21 protein-coding genes are annotated in these 22509 nt (G+C 39.2%); all 21 read right to left on the reverse strand.

Features of this window, described 5'->3' with window-relative positions:
* Nucleotides 1-5: 5 nt before the first annotated feature.
* The 21 genes from IGJ19_RS07665 to IGJ19_RS07765 all read right to left on the reverse strand — a co-directional run bounded on the left by IGJ19_RS07665 (nucleotide 6) and on the right by IGJ19_RS07765 (nucleotide 22372).
* The gene (locus tag IGJ19_RS07665) at nucleotides 6-734 is read right to left on the reverse strand and encodes a GntR family transcriptional regulator, LSA1692 subfamily (protein WP_065095944.1); all 729 of its coding nucleotides are present in this window, start codon (nucleotides 732-734) and stop codon (nucleotides 6-8) included.
* Between the two features lie 445 nt (nucleotides 735-1179).
* Nucleotides 1180-2232: a lysylphosphatidylglycerol synthase transmembrane domain-containing protein gene (locus IGJ19_RS07670; RefSeq protein ID WP_430603579.1), complete on the reverse strand. Its 1053-nt coding sequence runs from the start codon at nucleotides 2230-2232 to the stop codon at nucleotides 1180-1182.
* Nucleotides 2233-2242: 10 nt separating this feature from the next.
* Entirely contained in the window at nucleotides 2243-2515 is a 273-nt protein-coding gene (locus IGJ19_RS07675; RefSeq protein ID WP_010735321.1) for a DUF1294 domain-containing protein, read from the reverse strand.
* Between the two features lie 13 nt (nucleotides 2516-2528).
* Nucleotides 2529-3431, reverse strand: a complete 903-nt coding sequence (locus tag IGJ19_RS07680) for a diacylglycerol/lipid kinase family protein (RefSeq protein WP_115357704.1) — start codon at nucleotides 3429-3431, stop codon at nucleotides 2529-2531.
* Between the two features lie 200 nt (nucleotides 3432-3631).
* Nucleotides 3632-4864, reverse strand: a complete 1233-nt coding sequence (gene pepT, locus IGJ19_RS07685) for a peptidase T (RefSeq protein ID WP_430603581.1) — start codon at nucleotides 4862-4864, stop codon at nucleotides 3632-3634.
* 15 nt (nucleotides 4865-4879) lie between these two features.
* Complete coding sequence (locus IGJ19_RS07690; RefSeq protein WP_430603583.1) at nucleotides 4880-6004, reverse strand: Nif3-like dinuclear metal center hexameric protein; 1125 nt, start codon at nucleotides 6002-6004, stop codon at nucleotides 4880-4882.
* Nucleotide 6005: 1 nt separating this feature from the next.
* Nucleotides 6006-6698 carry a tRNA (adenine(22)-N(1))-methyltransferase gene (locus IGJ19_RS07695; RefSeq protein WP_071867675.1) on the reverse strand — a complete coding sequence of 231 codons (693 nt, stop codon included), beginning with the start codon at nucleotides 6696-6698 and terminating at the stop codon, nucleotides 6006-6008.
* Between the two features lie 221 nt (nucleotides 6699-6919).
* Nucleotides 6920-7351, reverse strand: coding sequence for a hypothetical protein (locus IGJ19_RS07700; RefSeq protein WP_430603586.1), 432 nt, complete (start codon nucleotides 7349-7351; stop codon nucleotides 6920-6922).
* Nucleotides 7352-7534: 183 nt separating this feature from the next.
* Nucleotides 7535-8461 (reverse strand): primosomal protein DnaI, encoded by a 927-nt coding sequence (gene dnaI, locus IGJ19_RS07705; RefSeq protein WP_071867673.1) that lies wholly within the window; start codon nucleotides 8459-8461, stop codon nucleotides 7535-7537.
* On the reverse strand, nucleotides 8461-9843 hold the full coding sequence (locus IGJ19_RS07710) for a replication initiation and membrane attachment family protein (RefSeq protein WP_071867672.1): 1383 nt from the start codon (nucleotides 9841-9843) through the stop codon (nucleotides 8461-8463). The genes dnaI and IGJ19_RS07710 overlap by 1 nt, the downstream gene beginning before the upstream one ends.
* A 22-nt stretch (nucleotides 9844-9865) precedes the next feature.
* Nucleotides 9866-10351 carry a transcriptional regulator NrdR gene (gene nrdR, locus IGJ19_RS07715; protein ID WP_071867671.1) on the reverse strand — a complete coding sequence of 162 codons (486 nt, stop codon included), beginning with the start codon at nucleotides 10349-10351 and terminating at the stop codon, nucleotides 9866-9868.
* A gap of 458 nt (nucleotides 10352-10809) precedes the next feature.
* Nucleotides 10810-11142 carry a CsbD family protein gene (locus tag IGJ19_RS07720; protein ID WP_430603588.1) on the reverse strand — a complete coding sequence of 111 codons (333 nt, stop codon included), beginning with the start codon at nucleotides 11140-11142 and terminating at the stop codon, nucleotides 10810-10812.
* Between the two features lie 57 nt (nucleotides 11143-11199).
* Nucleotides 11200-11820, reverse strand: a complete 621-nt coding sequence (gene coaE / locus IGJ19_RS07725) for a dephospho-CoA kinase (protein WP_071867669.1) — start codon at nucleotides 11818-11820, stop codon at nucleotides 11200-11202.
* Nucleotides 11793-12629 carry a DNA-formamidopyrimidine glycosylase gene (gene mutM, locus IGJ19_RS07730; protein ID WP_071867668.1) on the reverse strand — a complete coding sequence of 279 codons (837 nt, stop codon included), beginning with the start codon at nucleotides 12627-12629 and terminating at the stop codon, nucleotides 11793-11795. Before mutM ends, coaE begins: the two co-directional genes overlap by 28 nt.
* A 400-nt stretch (nucleotides 12630-13029) precedes the next feature.
* Nucleotides 13030-15675 (reverse strand): DNA polymerase I, encoded by a 2646-nt coding sequence (gene polA, locus IGJ19_RS07735; protein ID WP_071867667.1) that lies wholly within the window; start codon nucleotides 15673-15675, stop codon nucleotides 13030-13032.
* A 308-nt stretch (nucleotides 15676-15983) separates the two neighbouring features.
* Complete coding sequence (locus tag IGJ19_RS07740; protein WP_034688779.1) at nucleotides 15984-16664, reverse strand: Bax inhibitor-1/YccA family protein; 681 nt, start codon at nucleotides 16662-16664, stop codon at nucleotides 15984-15986.
* Between the two features lies 1 nt (nucleotide 16665).
* Nucleotides 16666-17139, reverse strand: coding sequence for a MaoC/PaaZ C-terminal domain-containing protein (locus IGJ19_RS07745; RefSeq protein ID WP_430603591.1), 474 nt, complete (start codon nucleotides 17137-17139; stop codon nucleotides 16666-16668).
* Between the two features lie 336 nt (nucleotides 17140-17475).
* Nucleotides 17476-18810, reverse strand: coding sequence for a UDP-N-acetylmuramate--L-alanine ligase (gene murC / locus IGJ19_RS07750; protein WP_010735306.1), 1335 nt, complete (start codon nucleotides 18808-18810; stop codon nucleotides 17476-17478).
* A 137-nt stretch (nucleotides 18811-18947) separates the two neighbouring features.
* Nucleotides 18948-19706, reverse strand: a complete 759-nt coding sequence (locus IGJ19_RS07755) for a YdcF family protein (protein WP_086334750.1) — start codon at nucleotides 19704-19706, stop codon at nucleotides 18948-18950.
* Between the two features lie 21 nt (nucleotides 19707-19727).
* Nucleotides 19728-20195: a SprT family protein gene (locus IGJ19_RS07760; protein ID WP_071867665.1), complete on the reverse strand. Its 468-nt coding sequence runs from the start codon at nucleotides 20193-20195 to the stop codon at nucleotides 19728-19730.
* Nucleotides 20192-22372, reverse strand: coding sequence for a Tex family protein (locus IGJ19_RS07765; protein ID WP_071867664.1), 2181 nt, complete (start codon nucleotides 22370-22372; stop codon nucleotides 20192-20194). Before IGJ19_RS07765 ends, IGJ19_RS07760 begins: the two co-directional genes overlap by 4 nt.
* Nucleotides 22373-22509 lie beyond the last annotated feature (137 nt).

Consider the following 22509-nt stretch of genomic DNA (forward strand, 5'->3'; position numbering starts at 1 on the left):
ACCTCTTATTTTTGACGTATCAATGTATTTTTAAACGTATATTGATCTGCACGATAAAAAGACGTGTCGAACAATATAGGTTTAGCAGAAGGGGAATAAGTCATCGAATGGACGAGAAGCATTGGATCATCTTCTGATACATGCAATAACTTGGCAATATCTGGGGGACTTATGACTGCTTCGACTTCTTGATGCGCGTAGCCAATCTCAATGTTTTCTTCAATTATTTCATATAATGAAGATGCCAGCTGAGCTTGAGGAAGTTCACCACTTTCATTTTGCAAATAACGTTTTAGTATATAGAGGTTTTCTACTGTCATTGGTTCATCATCAAAGTAACGTAAACGAGACAGATAAACCATGGCTTCATTTCCATAGTCAGCGAACATCTGGCGAATCTTCAGCGGTACTTCTTTTACGATCTCAACTTGCAATACTTCTGTCCGGGTCTTTTTTCCTTGAGCCTTGGCAGTTTCAGTAAAACTTTGTAAGCCACCGGAACCGCTTTGGATCTTCGGTTGCTTCATGACATAAGTTCCTTTTCCTCTTTCTTTCACTAAAATATTTTGACTGATCAAAAGATCAATTGCTTTGCGTACTGTCAGTCGACTGCATTGAAATTCTTCCGCTAAATCATAATCTGAAGGCAACTTTTGACTGGTCACGTAAGTTCCATCATTGACTCGTTGTGCAATTTTTTCAGCTATATCTTGGAAAACCGCTTGTTTTTTCACTTTATTACCTACTTTCTAACTACATATCATTCATCAAACAGTCGATTCATTCTGACATCAAAAGTCAAACGTCTAAAAGTTGAACGGTCCAAAATGAAAGAGCAACTTCTATCGTTTTTTATCCTGCTTGTAGGATGAGTAAAATCAAGAAAATCTTTCTTGTCGAAAGCTAAGTTTTCGATTGATTTTATATATAGTATATACCATTAAGTATAGACTTTCAGCAACTAATCGTGGGATTTTAATTTTACCCTACCGGTGTTGATTGTTTCTTCCATACATTTCGAGGGACTGTTTTGTTTGAGAGATAGCAACGTCTAGCCTATTCTGCCTGAAAGCAATTGTTGAACAGATATTTTTTAACAAACAAAAAAGAATCAATCTAAGCATTTTCAGCTCAGACTGATTCTCCATTTAAATTTTACTTGAAAGTTGTTCAAATTATTTAAATTTTCCCCTTTGTACGCTTTTTTTCTGCCTTTACTTCATGGATCTCTTGACGTAAGATATTCCGTCTTTCTGCAATCACATAGAAAAAACCATAAATGAATGGCAAGATGAACGAGCCAAATCGGTAAAGTAATAAGGAAGAAACAGCATCCACCGTTCCAACTACAGGTCGAAAGAGCAATAGATAGACAAATTCAAACGAGCCAATGCCTGCGGGAGTTGGTAAAACTCCTGATAAAACCACTGCAAAGCTAATAAATGAAAATGTCAAAAGAAAATCAAGATGTGGATGGTTTTCTACTAAAAACAGATAAGGCATCACATACCAACAGAGTAGTTTTAGCAGGTTCCAACAATAGATCCTGATCAATGCGGTGCGGTCTTGGATGATCGTTTGTACCGTTTCTCTCAGTGAATAGATCTGGCTGTTGCACGTATCGACCCAGTGACGTAAACGTTCAGTTTTGAATAAACGATTGGACACTTTGACGAAAAAAACTTGAAGATTCAAACTGACGGAGACGGTCACAAGAAATAAAATGATCAAAGCCGTCAAAATGATCCCAGCAATGATAAACCAAATCATATTGGGTGCCTTTTCGTAGAACAAAGAAAATTGAACGATCAAGCCAATGACTGCATAAGTGATCACCGCTAATTTATACATAATCATATGCAAGGCAGTGACTCCTGCTCCTTGAGAAAACTTCATCCCTTTTTTATTGTAAAAATAAATTTCTGAGATCAGTGTACCCGTTCCAAATGAGACGATCCGATAAAAGGCAATATAACAAGACGTCCAGAACCCATCACTTGTACTGAAAGATTTGGAAAACGGCTTGGCGATCTCTTTGATTGAGCGCCCTTCTACGATTTGATAAAGTGTCCCGAAAAAAAACATCGCCAGAAGCACTTGGATACTTGTCGAAAGCAACTCTTTGAAAATATCCGCAAAGGATTGGTTGATCAAATAATAAATAATAGCGAGAATAATAGTCAATAATAATAAATTAATGATGATTTTGATTTTTGTTCCTTTAGTAGACATGTACGACTCCTTAATGGAAAAAATAGATCAAGACGAGATCAATCATGATTCCTAACATGAAAACGATCGTGAACTTCTTTTTTTTAGTTTTGTGACGGAATATGCGTTGTGCGAACAAACCGCCCAAACCACCGCCTAACAAGCTAACAAACAACAAATTACTTTCTGGTACACGCCAAGCGCCTTTTTTTGCCTGACGTTTATCATAACCCATCAAGCCAAATAGATAAACATTCACAATGAATAAGTAAAACCATAAGGGATTATGCATCAATACTTCCATCAACTTCCTCCAATTATTGCTCTTCTTTTGGTACGTAGATCGTTATACCTTCTGGGATGACTTTTAATTCGATCGGTAAGTCATCTGTAGTGTCACCATCCGTCCGAGTTGTCACTTTCTTTTCTCGTGCCTGGATATTGACTTGACTAGCTGTCAGATATTTGATGCCAGGAACAGAATAGATCTTACCTTTGATCATACGTGGGAGATAAAATGCAAACCGGAAAAAATCTAATGAAGGAACGATGGTGATGTGGAACTTGCCATCATCTGGCGCAGCGGAATCATCGAAACCAGTAAAACCGCCTACTGAGTTGGACATCGTGATCGTCAACAACTGTGCTTTTCCCTTCCAATGCTCTTCTTCCGTTTTGATATCTAAATGATATTTTTTCTTTTTTAGCAATAATTTCACGAAACGTTTGATAAAGATCCATGAACCGTATTTTTGCTTCTCTTTTTGGCTGATCCAGACCGCTGTGTCGGCTAATATGCCAATAGTCAAAGTAGAAATGACTACTTTATCATTCACTTTCCCATAATCGATTTTGCGGATCGATTCCTCTAACATCATCGCTGCGGCTTCTTCTTTCTCAAAAGGAATGCCTAACACTTTCGCTAAGTTATTGATTGTTCCACCAGGTAATAAGCCAACACGATAATGGTCTAATTCATCTTGGAATGCTTGGATGATATGGTGGATCGTGCCATCACCACCAATGATGACTAGTGTATCTACCTCATGTTCTTTTGCTTTTTCTCTCAATGTTTCATCTTTGATCGACGGTCCAGTTTCCGTTAGATAAACCTCTAGTTCTGGTCGATGTTTTGCGACATACTCTTTGAACCATTCTGCTAATTGTTCCCCTTCATCCTTTCCTGAACTTTTGTTATAAAATACCAGTAACTTCTTCATAAACCATATTCCTCCTACTTTCCTGCAAAAAACAAAGGGAGTGGATGCGAAATAAACGCTCACCCTCCCCCATGAACAGTGATTCGAGCACTGACTAAAATAGCCTCGAATCAATCATATGTCAATGCAGTGTAGCAATCAACCAATAATGTGAGATTATTGGTTGAAATTTAATCTTTTTTATCAATGAATCGGATCAATTACACCTGCGTATTCAACTCTGCGATTTTAACAATGACATCTGTCGCTTTTTCCATGACTTGTAGGGACACAAATTCAAAACGTCCGTGCATGTTTTCGCCACCTGCAAATAGATTTGGTGTTGGTATCCCCAGATAAGAGATTTTTGAGCCATCTGTCCCACCACGTACCGGTTCGATCACTGGCTTGATGTCTAGTTCGATCATTGCTTTTTCAGCTAGATCAACGATACTCATATCCTTTTCGATGATTTCACGCATATTGTAGTATTGATCATACATTTCTACTTGAATACGCTCTTGGTCAAACCGTTGATTCATTTTTTCTTGAATGCTTGTGATCATTACTTTTCTTGCTTCAAATGACTCACGTTTATGGTCACGGATAATATAGCTCATTTTCGCCTCTTCTGGACTACCATTCAAAGCCATCAAATGGAAGAATCCTTCATAACCATCTGTTTTTTCAGGAACTTCATCAGCTGGTAATTCATTGTGGAAGTCGATCGCTACTTGTAAAGCATTGATCATTGTATTCTTCGCTGTACCAGGATGGACATTTTTCCCTTGGATCGTGATGTTTGCTTGCGCTGCACTAAACGTTTCGTATTGTAGCTCTCCTAAAGGTCCACCATCGATCGTGTAAGCAAAATCCACGTTGAACTGTTCTACGTCAAATTTGTCCGCACCAACTCCGATTTCTTCATCTGGACCAAAAGCGACTTTGATCTCCCCATGAGGAATTGAAGGATTTTTCAACAAAATCTCCATAGCTGTCATGATTTCTGCAATACCCGCTTTGTCATCTGCGCCTAATAATGTCGTACCATCAGTTGTGATCAATGTATGGCCATCATAATTTTTTAAATTAGGGAAATCTTTGACATTCAAGGTAAAGCGCCCTTCTTTATCTAAAACAATCGTTGATTCTCCATCATAATTTTCAATGATCTGAGGATTTACGCCTACTGCATTGAAATCAGCTGTATCCATGTGAGCAATAAAACCAATCGAACGTACGTCATGATCGATATTACTAGGTAGTGTAGCAATCACAAAACCGTTTTCTGTATTATATGTTACATCAGACAAGCCTAGATCTTCTAATTCTTTTTTCAAAACTTGCGCAAACTCTACTTGCGTTTGCGTAGATGGCGTAGTACGACTTGTTGGATCGGATTGTGTTTCCGTTTTGACATATCTTAAAAATCGGGGTAATAAGTTCTCGTACATAAATGACTCTCCTTTTTATTTAAATTCAAATGGATTGGTCGATGTTTCTGAAACAAAAAAGTCAACCGTCCAATTCTCTTCGTTTTTCCACTTTTCAAATTTCTCTACAAATTTTTCCTTACACAATGATTCGATATAATGGCCAGGATCAATTGCAGCTAATCCCGCACTTTGCATATCTTGCGCTGTATGGAAATAAATATCGCCAGTAATATAGACATCCGCTCCTTGAGCCAAGGCTGCGGGATAAAACTTCTCACCACTCCCACCACAAATAGCAACTCGTTTGATCATTTTTTGTGGGCTTGTCGTTGGGCGAACCACACGTAAACCTTCCAATTGAAAAACTTCTTTTACATGGGCTGCGAAATCATCCAAGCTCTTTTCTTTTCCTAGTTCCCCAATGCGACCTAATCCCCAGGTTTTAACTGGTGCATCGATCGAGAACAAATCAAATGCCGGTTCTTCGTAAGGATGTGCTGCAAACATCGCTTGTAAGACTTTCTCTTCTATATTTTCTGGGAAGATCACTTCGACTTTGGCTTCTTGAACTTGTTCCCCACGGCCGACTTCACCAATTGTTGGATTCGCTCCAGCTTTTGGACGGAATCGACCTTGGCCAATCGAGGTAAAACTTGTACTATCATACTCTCCTTGTTCTCCGGCACCCGCTTTTGCCAAGGCAGCTCTTAAACGCGGAGCATCCTCCACTGGAAGATAACTGATCAATTTTTTGTAGCCACGTTCATGCGTTTGAACAAGATGACCTGTGACCTCAATTCCTAATTGCTCACAAAACCAATCGTTCAACCCATCTTCAATGATATCCATGTTTGTGTGGGCTGCATAGACTGCAATATCATGTTTCAACAAATCAGCGTACATTTTTTCTTGTGGAGAATCAGTGATCAAGCGTTTGACTGGTCTAAAAATCGGGGGATGTTTTGCAATCAAAAGATCGATCTTTTTCTCAATGGCTTCTGCCACCACTTCTGGTCGGACATCTAAAGTCATCATCACACGTTGGATCGGTTTGTCCAAAGTGCCGATATGCAACCCAACTGGATCGCCTTCTTCCGCTAACCATTGCGGGCAATAGCTTTCAAATTTTTTGATGAAATCTTGTGCTTTAATGGACATGTCATAAAACCTCCTTGATCCATTCCACCTCTTGTTGGATTGTCTCATATCTGTTTTGTTCACTCGCATTTTTTAATTGCTCTAAGATCACTTCACGTTGTTTGAGCTCCCGTTGCCATTTTGCCGAAAAAGTAGCGTTTTTATCTTCGAGTAAGAATGGCCCGAACATCAGCTCTTTTTCAGAATAGTCAATGGGCTGTTCTTTCTTTTCAGCTACGATGATCTCATAGATCTTTTTGTTTTCTTCGATGATTTCTTCTGCAATGATCTGATAGTTATTTTCTTTCAGCCACGTTCGTAACGTTTTTTCGCCAATATTGGGCTGTAGAATCAAACGTTCTTCTCCCGATAAGCGCTGGTTTTGCCGACCAGCTTCTAAGATGTCACGAATCAAAGAGCCTCCCATGCCAGCAATCGTGATCGCGCTGATTTGATCATGCTTTTCGATGGCATCTAATCCATTGGCCAAGCGTACCTCAATTCGCTCAGACAGTCCATTTTTCATCACCTGTCGTTTTGCCGATTCAAAAGGTCCTTTAACGACTTCTCCGGCTACAGCAAAGTCGATTTTTCCTTTGAGCATCAATGCGACGGGTAAGTACGCATGATCTGAACCGATATCTGCTAAACGAGCAGCTTCTGGTACAAAACGTCCGACAGTTTCAAGACGTTTCGATAACTCTGTGTGATTCATTTTTCCACTCCTTAACTACTGAATGTTTGGATAGCATCCAATTTGTCATGACTTTGGACAAACACTTACTTATTAAAGTTATCCTACTTATTTACGCTTTTGGGATAACTATTGTTCTTGTCCCTATCATAACATTAGTTTATGTTCACTAGAAAAAAGAACTGGGAAAATATCCCAGTCTTTTTTTAACAAGTAATCAAAAGATTTCAATTGATTCTTTTTTATTGGACAGTGATCTCAATGATCGAATTTCCAGGAACTTGTGGAGGGATCGACATCGTCATGACCGCCATTTCTACCAATTTAAATTCGATCTTTTTTCCTTCTTTTAAGGAATCGACACCACCAGTGATTTGATCCACTGAAGCATTCAAGATCACTCCATCATTGCTGAAGGACGTACCGATATTTGCTGGATCTTCTATTTCTTCTACATCTTTGACGGTGATTTGGTACACATCACCTTCCGCTTCGCCGAAGCTTTCGATCGTACCTGTAAACACACTTTGTTTTTGTTCGGTAGAACTATCTTTTTCCACTGTCGATTCTGCATTGATCGAATCGATTGAACCTGTACTTCCTTCTTCGTTGCCGCAGCCTGCCAATGCAAACACGAGACCGGCAGCAACTAGACCAGTTAAAATAGCTTTCATCATACATCCTCCGTGTAATTTCTTGCGTTACTGCTTTGATGATTCCATCCGGTTATTTCTTCAAGTCCATGGATTCGTTTCATCTTAACTTTGTTCATTTTATGAATTTTTATTGAAAAGGTGAAAAACAGTGACAGTTGAGTAGATACTCCAACCTGTTTCTGTAAAAATCAATTGCTGGCATTAGCCATTTCGACGATTTCGGCCTGTCATTTCGATTTCTTTTGTCAAATAGCGGATTCGTTCCATGATCCGTTTGGCTTTCAACGGTTCCTCATCGCCTCGTTGTGTCACCGTCAAATGTTGTTCTAATTCGTTCATCGTGAAGTTTGAAGAAAAGAATGTTGGCAATTGTTCTTGCATCCGATACTGTAGGATGACACCAAATACTTCGTCACGGATCCAACTACTCATCGCATCCGCTCCAATATCATCGATCATCAAGATCGGCGATTTCTTCACCGCATCTAACTTCTCAGCCACTTGATCTTTGCCGATGGCTTGCTTCATTTCAACAGCAAATGTTGGGAAATGAACCAACGTTGTGGTGAATCCTTTGATTGCCAGTTCTTTCGCTGTTGCACCTAAAAGATAGGTTTTCCCGATACCAAAACTTCCGACCAAGTACAACCCTTTGTGGAAGTTTTTAGGATCAGCTGAATATTGTTCAACGAAGTCTAATGCTTCTAAGCTTGCATAGCCACGTCCATCTGTTCGTTCGAAATTTTCAAAGGAAGCAGATTGGATGTCTTTGGGCATATCCATTGCTTTCACACGACTCTTGATCTCTTCTTGTTTTTGACGAGCTAAGAGTGCTTCTGTCGGCACATAGGTGACATCGACATAGTGGAAATTCAATGTCAATTTTGGTTCATATCCGGGAGCGATCATCGTTGGATCGTTCGTTTGATATTTTCTTTTTTCTTGGACATACTCATAGAGTTTGGCATAGCTTTTTTCGATATCCGCTTGCGTCAATCGGTCTTGATGGGCTGATAGAAAGGCTTGAACATCCGCATCATTCAAAACTTCAGCAATCATCTCGGAATACTTTTCTTGGTAGTTGCGTTTACTGATGATTTTCTTCAGTTCTTTTCCTACATCTTCCATTAGCTCTCACCTTCCTTTTTAGCCAGATACTCTTTGAAGCGACGATCGATCTCGGCTTTTTTCTCTGTACTGATTTGCGTTTCGTCTTTTGGTTGATTGACCCAATCAGGCAATTTTTCTCGCCTTACGTTTCGTCGATAATTTGACGTGTTGTTTTGTTTTGTCGCTTTTGGTTGCTTTGCTTTCGTACTCAATGTATGGAGATGCTCAATCGCATCTTCTGGCGTACTGATTTTTTTTTGCGCCCACTCATTGGCGATCGTATTCACGAAGCTCGCATTCAAGCTCGCATGGTTTTTTATGACTAACACATAGTTGATCAAAATGTTGATGACACTGCTAGACAGACCGGATTGGGTGACCAAATCTTGCAACAACCAATTTTCCTGTTTGGAAACATACCCGCCTTTTTCTTTTTTTATCGCTTCGAGATAACGCATCGGTGGGGTTTGTCGTGCGACTTGGATCAATTGTTGTGCAGCACTAGGCAACGCCTGATTGACAGGGACACCTGTTTCAGCAGGCTGATCGGTATCCAGAGTGTTACTTGATTGTCGCAACGCATTCTGCTGTTGCTGCCGTAGCAAGACGATCCGTTGAAGTTCTTTTAAAGATACTTCTTCTGTCGTAAAATCAAACGACTGTAGAATCAACTCTCCTAAAGTCAGTTCATCAAAGCCATAGAGTTGTTGGTATGTTTTCACTTGTTGAAGGACTGGTTCTGTCAACTGATTGATGTGTTGTTTCTTCAACCAATCGGTCAGAAACGTCCAGTCAAACGAGTCTGAATCTGCTATCAATGATTTGGGTTCAACAGGTGTGAATTTTTGCTGGATCGATTCCACTTGTTCTTGGTTTGCTGCATAGACTGTTTCATTGAACCGATAGACTTCCAAAAACTTCTTAGTAATTTTTTGATAGCCTTCATGCGAAAGATTTTTTGGCTTAAATAACTCTGTCAATTGGTTGAATCGACGTTCACCAACTTTTTCTAGAAGTAAAAAAGAAAGTAACGTATCATTGAAAAACGCAGGAACGTCCATCGGTTCTAACAACTCATAAAGAAAACAATTGCCCAAATTTTCATCTTTTTTGAAATAGACTTCTAAAAGACCGATTCCTTCTAGTTTTTTTCGCGCCTCATAAAATTGTGGTAATCCACAACTTAGACTACTCAATAAATCGGCGTGTAATCCTTCAGGACCTACGCCAGTTTCTAACGAGATCTCCGAGTACAACGTCAAGTAAAGACTCAACGCTTCTCCCCCGATCAATGGTTGGTAAAGGGATAACAAGGCTGACTTTCCTTCTTCTTTTAAAGGACTGCTCTTTCTTCCTTGGTAAATATTTTTCGGTTGTAATTCTTTCCACGCATTTTCCAAGGAATGCTCCCTCCTTTATTAATTACGCATCATTTTCACTATTACCCGAATCTTTGGCTTTATCAACAATGTCTTGTAATTCTTTCAAAAAGACAGACATATCTTTGAATTGACGATAAACACTCGCAAAACGAATATAGGCGATTTCATCTAAGTTCACTAAATCTTCCATGACGTATTCGCCGATCAGATTAGTTGAAACCTCATTTTCGCCAAGACTTCTTACACGATTTTCAACATGATTGACGATCTGTTCCATTTGTTCCATCGCTACTGGACGTTTTTCGGCAGAACGGATCAATCCACGTAAAATCTTGTCACGATTGAATTCTTCCCGTTCACCATTTTTCTTGATAACTAATAAAGGTGCCGCTTCAATTCGTTCAAAGGTCGTAAAACGGAAGGAACATTTTTCGCACTCCCGGCGTCTTCTTATCGCTCGACCATCGTCAGCTTGACGACTATCGATCACTCTTGAGTTGTTATGTTGACATCTAGGACATCTCATCGTAATTTTCACCTCTCTTGGTGTAGTTTAATCGCTTATTTGAATGTACCAAATGAAGTTGTTCCATCAGTTAACTCTTCCACCTACTATGAATCATTGGTGTTAAAAAGGCTGATTTTCACACTAAGCTTAAAAATTATAAAATATGAAAAGGACTTTTTCAATTTATATCTTATTGCTCAGGTCAAAATAATTTTTACAACTTCACTGCTTAATTGTGTTAGATTTTTTCCCACTGATTTTTTATTGAACTAATTCAAGTGGATCGTAATAAACGTTTTCTTATTACTAACTTTAGTATAACATGAAACAATTAAGCAATGCGACTGTCCCAGTTAAAAAATCGCTTGAACTGAAAGATTTGTTGTGTTTTCATCTCAACGAACGAAAACAGACTGGCGTTAAGCACCAGCCTGTTTCTTTTTGATTTTCTGTTTTACTAAATGATTGGGTAATCTCTATAGTTTATCTTCGATTCCCGTATAATGTTTCATTCGTTCTTCTTCGATTTTTTGTTCTGTTGAACGATGATCGAATTGGGGGACTTGTTTTTCTTCAGGACTTGTCTCTGGATCTTTGCGTTCTGTTGTTAAGTCTTGGCGTTTGGCTTCTTTTTCGACATGTTGGTCTTCTAACTCAGCAATTCTCGCCCGGTATTCATCTTCACGGATTTTACCTTCTTCTGCTTGGATCTGGCCCTTTTCCTGTAAGTCTTCTTTGTGGAGAATCTCACCAATCTTTTCTTTCGCAGAACCTACTACTTTGTCTTTTTGGTTTTTGAATGTACCCATCGTATCATCTCCCCCTCTTTCTTTATATAAATAGCATAGCAAAATGTTGCGATTTACTCAAAGAAAGCGATTAAGTAACAACCATTTTTTGATTTCAGCGGATAAATCTTCCTTGGTTTGACGATTATCGAACACGATATCCGCACGTCGTTTTTTTTCCTCGATCGACAATTGACTTTTCACCCGTTGTTCTGCGTCTTTTTTTGATAATTGATTGCGTACCATCAAACGTTCGATCTGCTGGGATTCTGGAATATAGACCACTGCGACGGCATCCATTTGTGTATCATACTGTCCCTCAAATAATAATGGAATATCGACGACGATCAGCGGATATTTTACTTTCTTCTCTATGATTTCTTCAGTGATTTTCCCACGGATAAATGGATCTAATACTTGATTCAATTGCTCACGTGCGGTGACAGAGCCGAAAATCAATTGTCCAAGTTTTGCCCGGTCTAAGCGACCATCCTGTTGGAGGATCTCCTTGCCGAACGCTTGAACCAACGCTTGAAGTCCTGGCGTATCCGGTTCAACGACCGCTCTTGCCACTTGATCGGCATCAATTACTGGAAAGCCATATTGTTGGAAAATAGCAGCGGCAGTACTCTTGCCTGTCGCAATTCCTCCTGTCAAACCTAAAACAAATCCTACTTGGGTATTCTTAATTTCTGACATGTTGGACAATAGTGCGTCCCCCTTTGCGCAACTTTCGTTTTCACGATTGGTGTTTGACAACGAACACATGCTTCTCCTGTCTGTCCATAGACATGTAAAGCCACTTGGAAACTCCCTGACTCACCTAACGCATTGAGATAACTTCGGATCGTTGTCCCCCCTGCTTCAACTGCTCGTGACAACACATCAATGATTGCTTGACGGAGTAATTTGATTTCTTTTGGGCGTAAAGAATCAGCTGGTTGCTCTGGATGGATCTTCGCTTCCCATAATGCTTCATCTACGTAGATATTTCCTAGTCCTGTGACCAACTTTTGATCAAGTAACAAAGGTTTGATAGCTTTGTGTGACTTTTGTAGTCCTAAGGTAAAGTCTTTCAACAAGAACAAATCTGGTAAAGGTTCTGGACCTAATTTCAAGATCCCTTTATAGGTATTGCTCGCCCCTTTTTCAACAATCGTCATCCGACCGAATTTTCGTACATCGTGGTATCGTAATTGGCTGCCATCTTCAAAAGAGAAAATCACATGTGTGTGCTTATCGATTGGTTCTTCTTTTTCAAAATATTGATATTTTCCCTCCATCCGTAAATGGGAAATCATTTCATAATGACTCAAGTGAAAAATCAAAAATTTCCCTCTGCGACCGATCGATTCGATGGTTTCACCAATTAACGTTGCTTCAAAAATTGGTACCTCCGGTTGTTCAATGATTCTCGGCCACAGCACTTGAACGTTTTTGATTTTTTTGTTTTTCACTAATTTTTCTAATCCTTTTCGGACAGTTTCAACTTCTGGTAATTCGGGCATGCTTTTTCTCACCTACATTTTTCACTTATTTGATTTAAATTGAACTTATTTGGGACAGAAATAAAATCTTTTTTGTTCCTGAGCTTAAAACCGAATAAACGGTGTTCCAGAAGCTGACCTTCAACATTACGCAATAAAATTGTAAAATATAAAAAACTATTTTTTGATTTTCTATCTTACGGCTCAGGTCAAAATGCGTTTATCACAACCTTGATAAACGGTACTCCAGAAACAACTCCTTCAGGAATAAGCTAAGAAACCCAAAAATTTAAAAAACAATTTTCGGGTTTCTCGCCTTATTCTCGGAGCTGGATATTTCAGTCACAATCTACTCCCGCATCGAACGAACCCGATCCAAGTGCTTCCCTCAAAGTTTGTCTGTCAGTATAAAAGTAAAGAATTATTTTGCTTCATACCATGTTTTGCCCCAACTGCTATCTGTGATCAATGGGACATGTAAAGCAACCGCCTGTTCCATTACTTCGCTGACTAATTTATCTAACCTCTCTAATTCACTTTCTGGCACTTCAAAGACTAATTCATCGTGCACTTGAAGCAACATCGTCGCTTGCAAGTCCGATTCTTTCAAGCGTTTGTCTAATTCGATCATGGCGATTTTCAGGATATCCGCCGCACTTCCTTGGATTGGTGTATTGATCGCTGTTCGTTCAGCAAATGAACGAATGTTGTAGTTTCTTGAGTTGATGTCGGGTAAATAACGACGACGATGGTATAACGTTTCGACAAAACCTTGATCTTTCGCTTCACGAACGATACGCTCCATGTATTCTTTGACACCTGGATATTTTTCAAAGTACGTATCGATATATTGTTGAGCCGCTTTACGAGTAATGCCTAAGTTTTGTGATAACCCATAATCAGAAATTCCATAAACGATTCCGAAATTGACTGCTTTCGCTTGACGACGCATATTTGGTGTCACGTCTTCGGCTTTTTCAATGCCGAACACACGCATTGCTGTACTTGAATGGATATCTTGTCCTTCTAAAAAGGCAGCTTTTAAATGCTCGTCATCTGAGATATGCGCCAATACACGTAATTCGATCTGAGAATAGTCAGAAGAATAGATCAACCAATCTTCATTTCTAGGAACGAATGCTTGACGGATCTTGCGACCTTCATCTAAACGGATCGGAATATTTTGTAAGTTGGGATCAACTGAACTCAAACGGCCTGTCTGCGTCAATGTTTGAACATAGCGAGTATGGACTTTCCCGTCCGATTGGATCACTTTCAGTAAACCTTCGACATAGGTCGATTGGATTTTAGCGATTTGGCGATAAATCAAAATATCATCAACGATCGGTGCTTGCTCACGCAATTGTTCTAAGACATCAACCGCAGTCGAATACCCTGTCTTGGTTTTTTTGATCACTGGAAGACCCATCTTTTCAAAAAGGATGACACCTAATTGTTTGGGTGAGTTTAGATTGAATTCTTCTCCAGCCTCTTCATAGATTTTTCGTTCGATCTCTCTCAATCGATCCGAAAATTCGATTTTCATTTCTTGAAGACGAGTCGCATCCACTTTGATCCCACTGATTTCCATTTCAGCCAAGATGATCGACAAAGGTAATTCCATTTTTCGGAAAAGATCTTCTTGATTTTTTTCTGCTAATTCTTGACTTAGTTTAGGTGTCAAGCCATTGATTGCTGAAACTTTACGTGCTAGGTGGGCAAAGAAAACTTCTTCATCTTCTGGTAGACCTTTCTTCGCGCCTTTTCCATAGATTGCTTCATCCGATTGAATATCGTGGTACCCATAATGTGACGCTATCCCTTCGATGTCCTCACTTTTCTCGTTCGTATCCAATAAATATGCACCTAGTAAGACATCAAAGTCGATCCCTTGTAATTTCGTTGCATAGCGGTTCAATGCCACATACGTACGCTTAGCATCATATACATTTTTCAGGCGAGTCTTGTCCCCGATCCATGAAAGAAAGGCTTCATTTTCAAAAATCGCTAAGTCATTTGTCACATAGATTTTCTCTGGTGTTCCCCAAGCCACACCAACGATGTCTTCTGTATGATAGTTGTCGCCCATCATCTCGACATATAAAGCCATATTTGTCTGGAACATGCTTTCATCATATTCATGGACCACTTCAAACAAAATATCTTTCATTTCTACTTGTTCTTCGACCACATCTAATTTAGCAAGGAATTGTTTGAAATCCATTTCCTTGAAGAAAGGCACCAGTTTATCTAAGTCTTTCCCTTGATAGGCAAGGGAGTCAATATCAACTTCTACCGGCGCATCGGTATCGATCGTTGCTAATTTTTTAGACAAGAAAGCTTGCTCTTTGTCATTGATCAGATTTTCTTTCATCTTACTTTGTTTCATTTCGTCGATATGTTCATAGATCCCTTCAACAGAGCCATATTGATTCAATAATTTGATCGCTGTTTTTTCACCGATCTTTGTTACGCCAGGGATATTATCTGAAGCATCCCCTGCTAATCCCTTCATATCGATGATTTGTTTCGGTGTAAGTCCATCATATTTTTCCGCCACATGTTCTGGCGTATAACTTTCAATATCACTTACACCTTTCACAGTGATATCGACTTTGATTTCTTTTGATGCCAATTGTGTTAAATCTCGGTCACCGGACAAGACAACTACATCGAATGTTTCTTTATCCACTTTTTCTGCTAAAGTACCAATGATATCGTCTGCCTCATAGTTCGGCAACTCGTAATACTTCACCCCTAGACCGGTTAGAAGCTCACGGATATAAGGCATTTGTTCTTTGAATTCTCCCGGTGTCTTTGAACGGCCACCTTTGTATTCTGCGTACATTTCTGTTCGGAATGTTGTTTTCCCCGCATCAAAAGCAACCAAAACATGGGTTGGTTGTTCTTTTTGCATGACATTTTCAAACATATTATGAAACGCATAGATTGCGTTTGTATGCAACCCATTACGATTTTTAAAACGTTCCAACGAATTGTGCAACGCAAAGAATGCACGAAAGGCCACACTATTTCCGTCAACGAGCAATAATTTATTTTTAGTCATCCGCTTAACTCCTTACTATAAAGTTCTTTCTCATTCTAACAAAGAATGCCAAAGAATGCGAAAAGAAAAAACGGACAGGCAAAAGGTTGTTAGAAAAGCGGTACGTACTAAGGTAGAAGACATCAGTGTTACTTTTTGAATACCGTTTATCCTAGATGGCAAACAAAGTAATTTAGGATAAAAATAAAATAATAGTGCTTACTGGTATCGATGACCAAAAAAAGAACCCACTAGAATTTGACGATCAAATTCTGTGGATTCTTTCTTTTCATATGAGAGATATTTTTATCTTGCTCTTCGTTTATTGCTTAGTTATTACGTCCAAAGATTCGTAAGAATGCCAAGAACAAGTTGATGAAATCTAGATATAGTTGAAGTGCCAAGAATACGGCAATCCCACTATTTGCTTGTCCATTTGATTGGACATATACATTTGCGATCTTTTGGTTATCATAAGCAGTGATACCTGCAAAAATCACGACAAGTAGTAATGAGATGAACAATTCAACTGCACTACTTCTTAAAATAAAAACATTCAAGACCATCGCAATGATCACACCGATCAATGCTGCCATACCGGCACGACCCACACCTGTTAGATCTTTTTTAGTGAACATCCCGATTGCTGACATCCCAATGAACATCCCAGTTGCTGAAATAAAAGCAGTCGTGATCGTTCCGATATCATAGAAGGCTAATGTAACAGCTAAAACTATACCGTTCAACAAGGAATATGCGATAAATCCACCGATTGCTAAGCTTGGATTTTTTTGTGCTTTTGCTCCTAAAACTAAAACCAAAATGATTTGGACGATCCATAATCCCATAAAACCTAATGGAAAATTATTGATGAAACTTGCTACTTGATAAGGAAAGACTTGGATCGCTAAATAGGAAGTGATCGCACTCAGCGCTAGACCGATTCCTAAAAATCCGTAGACTTTCGCATAAAAGCGGTTGATACTATTTGATATGATTTGATTGTTCATCTTATTCACCTTCACTTTCAAGAGTTAATTCTTGTTCTAATTCTGGTGGTTGTACCATGATTACCGCATCTAATACACGATTGTCTTGTGTATTCGTGGCCTCCACTGAAATAGTCACAACATTTTTCATCTTATCCACTCGAATGACTTCAAACTGAAAAGTCAATGTTTCATAATGAAAAACCGGCTCGACAAAATTAGCTGAAAAATTCACCACATGAGAACCTGGACCAGGCAAGTGTTTGGACACTGCACTTGTTATGATTCCCATTAGCATCACAGTTGGAACAATGGGTTGATGGTATTCCGTTTTCTGTGCAAAATCATGTTGGATATATAAAGGATTGGCATCGTTTGTTAACCCTAAATATAATAATAACTGATTATCTTCAATTGATTCTGTTAAAGATAACGAGTCACCTTCCTCGATTTCATTGATTGTTTTTCCTAATTTACGCGGTTTACTTATGTTCAAGTTTAAACCCTCCAGTTTATTTATTCATTCGTACCAATTGTACCAAATTATACAAAAAACGCAAGTTACAGAACATGCTTTGGTCTTTCACTTATGTAAGCAATCACTTCGATGATCGTACATTATTTATTGAAGACTATAGCATAGTTGAATAAAAACCGTTCGTATTTTGTCTGGATACTTTAGGATTTCTTAATTCGATCGAATACGTACGGTCACTATAAGCAGGCGAAACATTACTGAAAACGAACTACCCATCACCCACAAATAAACGACAAAAGGGGCTGTCACCTGACAATCCCTTTTGACGCTAACTTCTTTTATTCACTTAGATGATTACAGAACGTTTTTCGTTGTACTGCTCAATAATTTTTCATAGGCTTGTTCAAATTTTTGAACATCACCAGCACCCATGAAAATAATCACTGCTTCGTGGTAGTCTAATAACGGCGAAACGTTATCTTCTTTGATTACTTGACCACCTTTTTTGATTTTTGCTCCTAAGTCTTCGATTTTAACGTCCCCTTGTTCTTCACGGGCAGAACCAAAAATATCACATAGATACACACGGTCAGCTAAATCTAAGGCTTCGGCAAATTCATCCATCAAGGCAATCGTACGAGTAAATGTATGTGGTTGGAAGACTGCAATGATTTCTTTGTCTGGATATTTCTGACGTGCGCCATCAATAGTTGCTTTGATTTCTGCTGGATGGTGAGCATAGTCATCAACGACTGTCATATCAGCTACGATTTTCTCGCTAAAACGACGTTTCACTCCAGGGAATGTCAACATTTCGTCAGCAACTTCTTTCACATCTAACTTTTCAAAGTAGGCAACTGCGATAACACCAAGTGCATTCAAAATATTATGTTTTCCAAATGCTGGAACTGTAAAGTGTCCAACAAACTCTTCGCCATGGAACACATCAAAAGCTGAACCAGTTGTCGTACGTTCAATATTACGTGCTTGGATATCGTCATCTTCATTCATACCGTAATAATAGATTGGCACATCCGCTTCTAACTTTCTTAGATAGTCGTCATCTCCGTAAGCAAAGATCGCTTTTTTGACTTGTTTTGCCATCGTTTGGAAAGCTGAGAAAACATCATCGATACTTGTATAATAATCAGGATGATCAAAATCGATATTCGTCATGATCACATAATCAGGAGAGTAAGCTAAAAAGTGGCGACGATATTCACATGCTTCAAAAGCAAAGAATTCTGCCTCTGGATCACCATGACCAGTGCCGTCACCAATCAAGTAACTTGTCGGACGAATCCCTGTCAATACATGTGATAATAGACCTGTCGTACTTGTTTTCCCATGGGAACCAGTGACAGCGATACTCGTATAATTTTGGATAAAATCTGCAATAAAATCATGGTAACGGATTACTTCTAATCCAAGCTCTTTTGCACGTTGGATCTCTTCGTGTGAATCTGGAAAAGCATTGCCGGCGATCACGATCATTCCTGGTTTGACGTTTTCTGCATCAAACGGCAAGATAGAGATATTGGCTTTTTCTAAATCTCTTTGAGTAAAGAAATATTTTTCGATATCTGATCCTTGGACGTTTAATCCTTTTTCATGTAATACAAGTGCCAAAGAGCTCATTCCTGAGCCTTTAATACCAACAAAGTGGTACAAATTTTCTTGATTTTTCATTTGAATCCTCTTCTCTTAACTATCATCCATTATTTTATTCATACATTCAACACGAAACCCATTATCTTATAAACAATAAAAAATTTCAACCAAATTTATTCGGATGATTTTTAGTTCCTTAAATATTAGTGCCCTGATTACCTTTTTAGCGAAACTTTTTCATTCATTGCTAAGAGACGTAAATAAGCAGACCACACCTCATCTGGGATGTCGACATGACCGATAAATCCCGTTCCATTAGGTCCGTAACCTTGGGCATCATCTTTCAAACGAACCATTTCTCCAAATACTAAGGCTTGGAAATAATCAGAAGGCCACAAGTCATTTAGTCTTTGATCAGAGAAGTTGAATCCCTTGGTACTTTCTGTCACTTGTGGAAGTATCGGTACATAATTATAAAAATGAACAGACTCATTGCCCCAATCCTTCTCAAAAGTCGCCTTTGTTCGTCGTTGCAAGGTCGGATCATTCATTAAAAGAACACGTTCAGGTAATGGGCCCTGTGCTTTTAATAACTTGTAAGAAAATGAAGCATTCTCGCCACAATTGGTTGACTTCGTTTCTAACAATAGTGCCTGTTCAGGTAACCTATATTTTTCAAGCAAATAGCGGGCACAAATCTCACTTTCACTTAAACCTTGTTCAAATAAGAATCCTTGTTTTTCAAAATTTTTATAGAGATACTTCGTCGCATGTCCGATCCCACCAACTAAAACGATTTGCTCAACCTGCTGATTCAAGTACGCCTTTGCTGCTTCATCTACTAGGACGGGCAGACAATTCCCCGCTAAAATCAGTGTAGGTGCTTTTAGTTCCGAACACTCCTGTGGGCCAGGGTCGGCTAAAAAATCCAATAAGCAATTCCAGTCTGCATTTCTTGATCGTTCACCTGTCATTCTATTTCTCTCCTCATACAATTATTCAACATCCAAGTACGTGGTTTCTTTCCATACCAATCGTCCTCTACAACGCCCACACAAATAGCGATCTGTATTGATTTTCCTTTTACGATAAATCCATTCAGCACACTTTTGGCATTGATATCCTTCGATTTTTTGCCTTCTATTTGAAGGAATGGCAGGTGCATAACGTAACCCACCCGTCTTTAACAATAAATGTTTGAAATCTGAGTCACGATGACGATAGCCTTTTCCAGTCAAGTGAAGATGATAATGACACAGCTCATGTTTGATGATCCCGATGATCGTAGCTTGATCGGCTACTGCAAACATCGTCGGATTAAAATCCAAATGGTGGTCATTCAAATGATACCTACCACCTGTTGTTTTCAAACGCTTATTGAACATTGCTTGGTGCATGAACGGACGCTGGAAGCTTGTTAAAGAAATCTCTTCGACTAACTGTTGTAATTCTTCTTGTGTCACGCTTGATCCTCGTAAGGCGAAAGCATCGTCAGACTGATGCGCCCTTTGTTCGTATCCACTTGTTCGATCCAAACAGTGACGACATCCCCAACGGAAACAACGTCAGTTGGATGTTTGACGAATTTATTGCTTAATTTAGAGATATGGACTAAACCATCTTGTTTCACCCCAATATCGACGAATGCCCCAAAATCGATCACGTTTCGGACTGTTCCTTTTAATTCCATGCCAGGTTTCAAGTCTTCCATACTCAATACATCTGAACGCAAAAGTGGCGCAGGCATTTCATCTCGCATGTCTCGTCCTGGTTGGGTCAACCCTTCAAGAATATCTTTCAATGTTTCTTCACCTACTGGCACTTGTTGCACCAAACGTTGCGGAGAAAGTTGACTTAATTTTTCGATTGCTTCTTTTGTTCCTAAGTCTTTTTCAGATAATTGATTTGCCTGTAAGATCTCTTTTGCTACTGCATAACTCTCTGGATGGATCGCAGTATTATCAAGTACATGTTTCCCACCAGGCACACGCAGGAAACCGATCGCTTGTTCATACGCTTTTGGCCCTAAACGTGGGACCTTCTTCAATTGCGTTCGAGAAGCAAATGCACCATTTTCTTCTCGATACGTCACGATGTTTTGAGCAGTCGTCTTATTTAGACCAGAAATATGTTGCAACAACTGAGGACTCGCTGTATTGACATCGACTCCTACTTGGTTCACTGCCGTTTCAACAACAAAATCCAACTGTTCTGCTAATCTTTTTTGTGAAACATCATGTTGATATTGTCCAACGCCAACAGCCTTCGGATCGATTTTCACTAGTTCAGCCAACGGGTCTTGTAGTCTTCGTGCAATCGACACTGCACTCCGTTCTTCGACTTGTAACTCAGGAAATTCTTTACGGGCAATATCACTTGCAGAATAGACAGAAGCTCCGGCTTCATTGACGATGGCATAAAACGCTTGATGTTTGGCTAACTTCAACTGTTCTGCCACAAATAACTCCGATTCACGGCTCGCCGTTCCATTACCGATCGCAACCATATCCACATGGTACTGATCAATCAATTTCACAAATGCAGGGCCTGCTTCGGCTCTTTTTGCTTGATTTGCCGGTTTATGCGGGTAAATCACTTCGATCGCTAAAACCTTACCTGTCGCATCCACCACTGCTAATTTACAACCGGTACGATAAGCTGGGTCAAAGCCTAAGACAACTTTCCCTTTTAAAGGTGGTTGTAATAACAAGTTACGCAGATTCTCACCAAATATAGCGATGGCTTGTTCATCCGCTTTTTCGGTCAATTCATTACGGACCTCCCGCTCAATCGCAGGTTGGATGAATCGTTTGTAACTATCGTGAATCGCCAAACGTACATAACTAGCAGAAGGCGAAGCTGTATCAGGAATCAGTTGTCTTTCCAAGTAAGTTAAAAGTGCAGCTTCATCAACCGTTAAATTGACTTTCAATACTTCTTCTTTTTCTCCACGATTGGTCGCTAAGATGCGATGAGAAACGATTTTATGAATCGGTTCAGAAAAATCATAATACATTTCGTATACGCCTTTTTCATCATTCTCTTTGTTCTTGACCGTACTTTCATACAGGCCCTTGTTGTACGTATAGGAACGGACCCATGTTCTGAATTTTGCATTGTCACTTACCTGCTCCGCAATGATCTCATGGGCACCTAGTAAGGCTTCTTCAGGAGACGGAACTTCTTCAGTGACGTATTTAGCTGCTTCAGTCAAAACATCCTCAGATGTAAAGGTCAATAACCAAGTGGCTAAAGGTTCTAACCCTTTTTCTTTCGCAATCGTTGCTTTCGTTCTTCGTTTTTGTTTGTACGGACGATATAAATCCTCTACTTGTTGCATTTTTACAGATTGTGTAATACTTTGTTGTAATTCTGGAGTTAATTTTCCTTGTTCATCAATCAAACGCAAGACTTCGGTTTTACGCTTTTCTAAATTTTCTAAATAAGCATAGCGCTCTTCAATTTCACGGATTTGTACTTCGTCCAAGCTTCCGGTCATTTCTTTACGGTAACGAGCAATAAAAGGCACCGTATTTCCTTCTGCTAATAGATTTAAAACAGTCGTCAACTGTTTTGCTTGATAATCTGCCAATTCTTTCTTTACAAGATCTAGAATCGTTGGATTTACTTTGTCTGTCATTAAATAGCCTCTTTTCTAAGTCGAAATCGATTCTTGCTACGGTTTACTCATTAAAAAGCAAGAATCAAAAAATCATACTGATTTATTTTAGCATAGATTCTGGTATTTCTAAATGTAACTAAACAGTGTCTAGAACA

This window comes from Enterococcus sp. DIV1368b, assembly GCF_050529595.1.
GTDB lineage: Bacteria > Bacillota > Bacilli > Lactobacillales > Enterococcaceae > Enterococcus_B > Enterococcus_B mundtii.

What these genes read in the sequence shown, in the direction of transcription:
- IGJ19_RS07670 (WP_430603579.1), bottom strand. Translation starts at nt 2,232, where the DNA reads ATGTCTACTAAAGGAACAAAAATCAAAATCATCATTAATTTATTATTA.
- pepT (WP_430603581.1), bottom strand. Translation starts at nt 4,864, where the DNA reads ATGTACGAGAACTTATTACCCCGATTTTTAAGATATGTCAAAACGGAA.
- IGJ19_RS07720 (WP_430603588.1), bottom strand. Translation starts at nt 11,142, where the DNA reads ATGGGTACATTCAAAAACCAAAAAGACAAAGTAGTAGGTTCTGCGAAA.
- IGJ19_RS07675 (WP_010735321.1), bottom strand. Translation starts at nt 2,515, where the DNA reads ATGGAAGTATTGATGCATAATCCCTTATGGTTTTACTTATTCATTGTG.
- IGJ19_RS07765 (WP_071867664.1), bottom strand. Translation starts at nt 22,372, where the DNA reads ATGACAGACAAAGTAAATCCAACGATTCTAGATCTTGTAAAGAAAGAA.
- IGJ19_RS07755 (WP_086334750.1), bottom strand. Translation starts at nt 19,706, where the DNA reads ATGACAGGTGAACGATCAAGAAATGCAGACTGGAATTGCTTATTGGAT.
- IGJ19_RS07695 (WP_071867675.1), bottom strand. Translation starts at nt 6,698, where the DNA reads ATGAATCACACAGAGTTATCGAAACGTCTTGAAACTGTCGGACGTTTT.
- mutM (WP_071867668.1), bottom strand. Translation starts at nt 12,629, where the DNA reads ATGCCCGAATTACCAGAAGTTGAAACTGTCCGAAAAGGATTAGAAAAA.
- IGJ19_RS07680 (WP_115357704.1), bottom strand. Translation starts at nt 3,431, where the DNA reads ATGAAGAAGTTACTGGTATTTTATAACAAAAGTTCAGGAAAGGATGAA.
- dnaI (WP_071867673.1), bottom strand. Translation starts at nt 8,461, where the DNA reads ATGGAAGATGTAGGAAAAGAACTGAAGAAAATCATCAGTAAACGCAAC.
- IGJ19_RS07740 (WP_034688779.1), bottom strand. Translation starts at nt 16,664, where the DNA reads ATGAACAATCAAATCATATCAAATAGTATCAACCGCTTTTATGCGAAA.
- nrdR (WP_071867671.1), bottom strand. Translation starts at nt 10,351, where the DNA reads ATGAGATGTCCTAGATGTCAACATAACAACTCAAGAGTGATCGATAGT.
- polA (WP_071867667.1), bottom strand. Translation starts at nt 15,675, where the DNA reads ATGACTAAAAATAAATTATTGCTCGTTGACGGAAATAGTGTGGCCTTT.
- IGJ19_RS07700 (WP_430603586.1), bottom strand. Translation starts at nt 7,351, where the DNA reads ATGAAAGCTATTTTAACTGGTCTAGTTGCTGCCGGTCTCGTGTTTGCA.
- IGJ19_RS07690 (WP_430603583.1), bottom strand. Translation starts at nt 6,004, where the DNA reads ATGTCCATTAAAGCACAAGATTTCATCAAAAAATTTGAAAGCTATTGC.
- murC (WP_010735306.1), bottom strand. Translation starts at nt 18,810, where the DNA reads ATGAAAAATCAAGAAAATTTGTACCACTTTGTTGGTATTAAAGGCTCA.
- coaE (WP_071867669.1), bottom strand. Translation starts at nt 11,820, where the DNA reads ATGTCAGAAATTAAGAATACCCAAGTAGGATTTGTTTTAGGTTTGACA.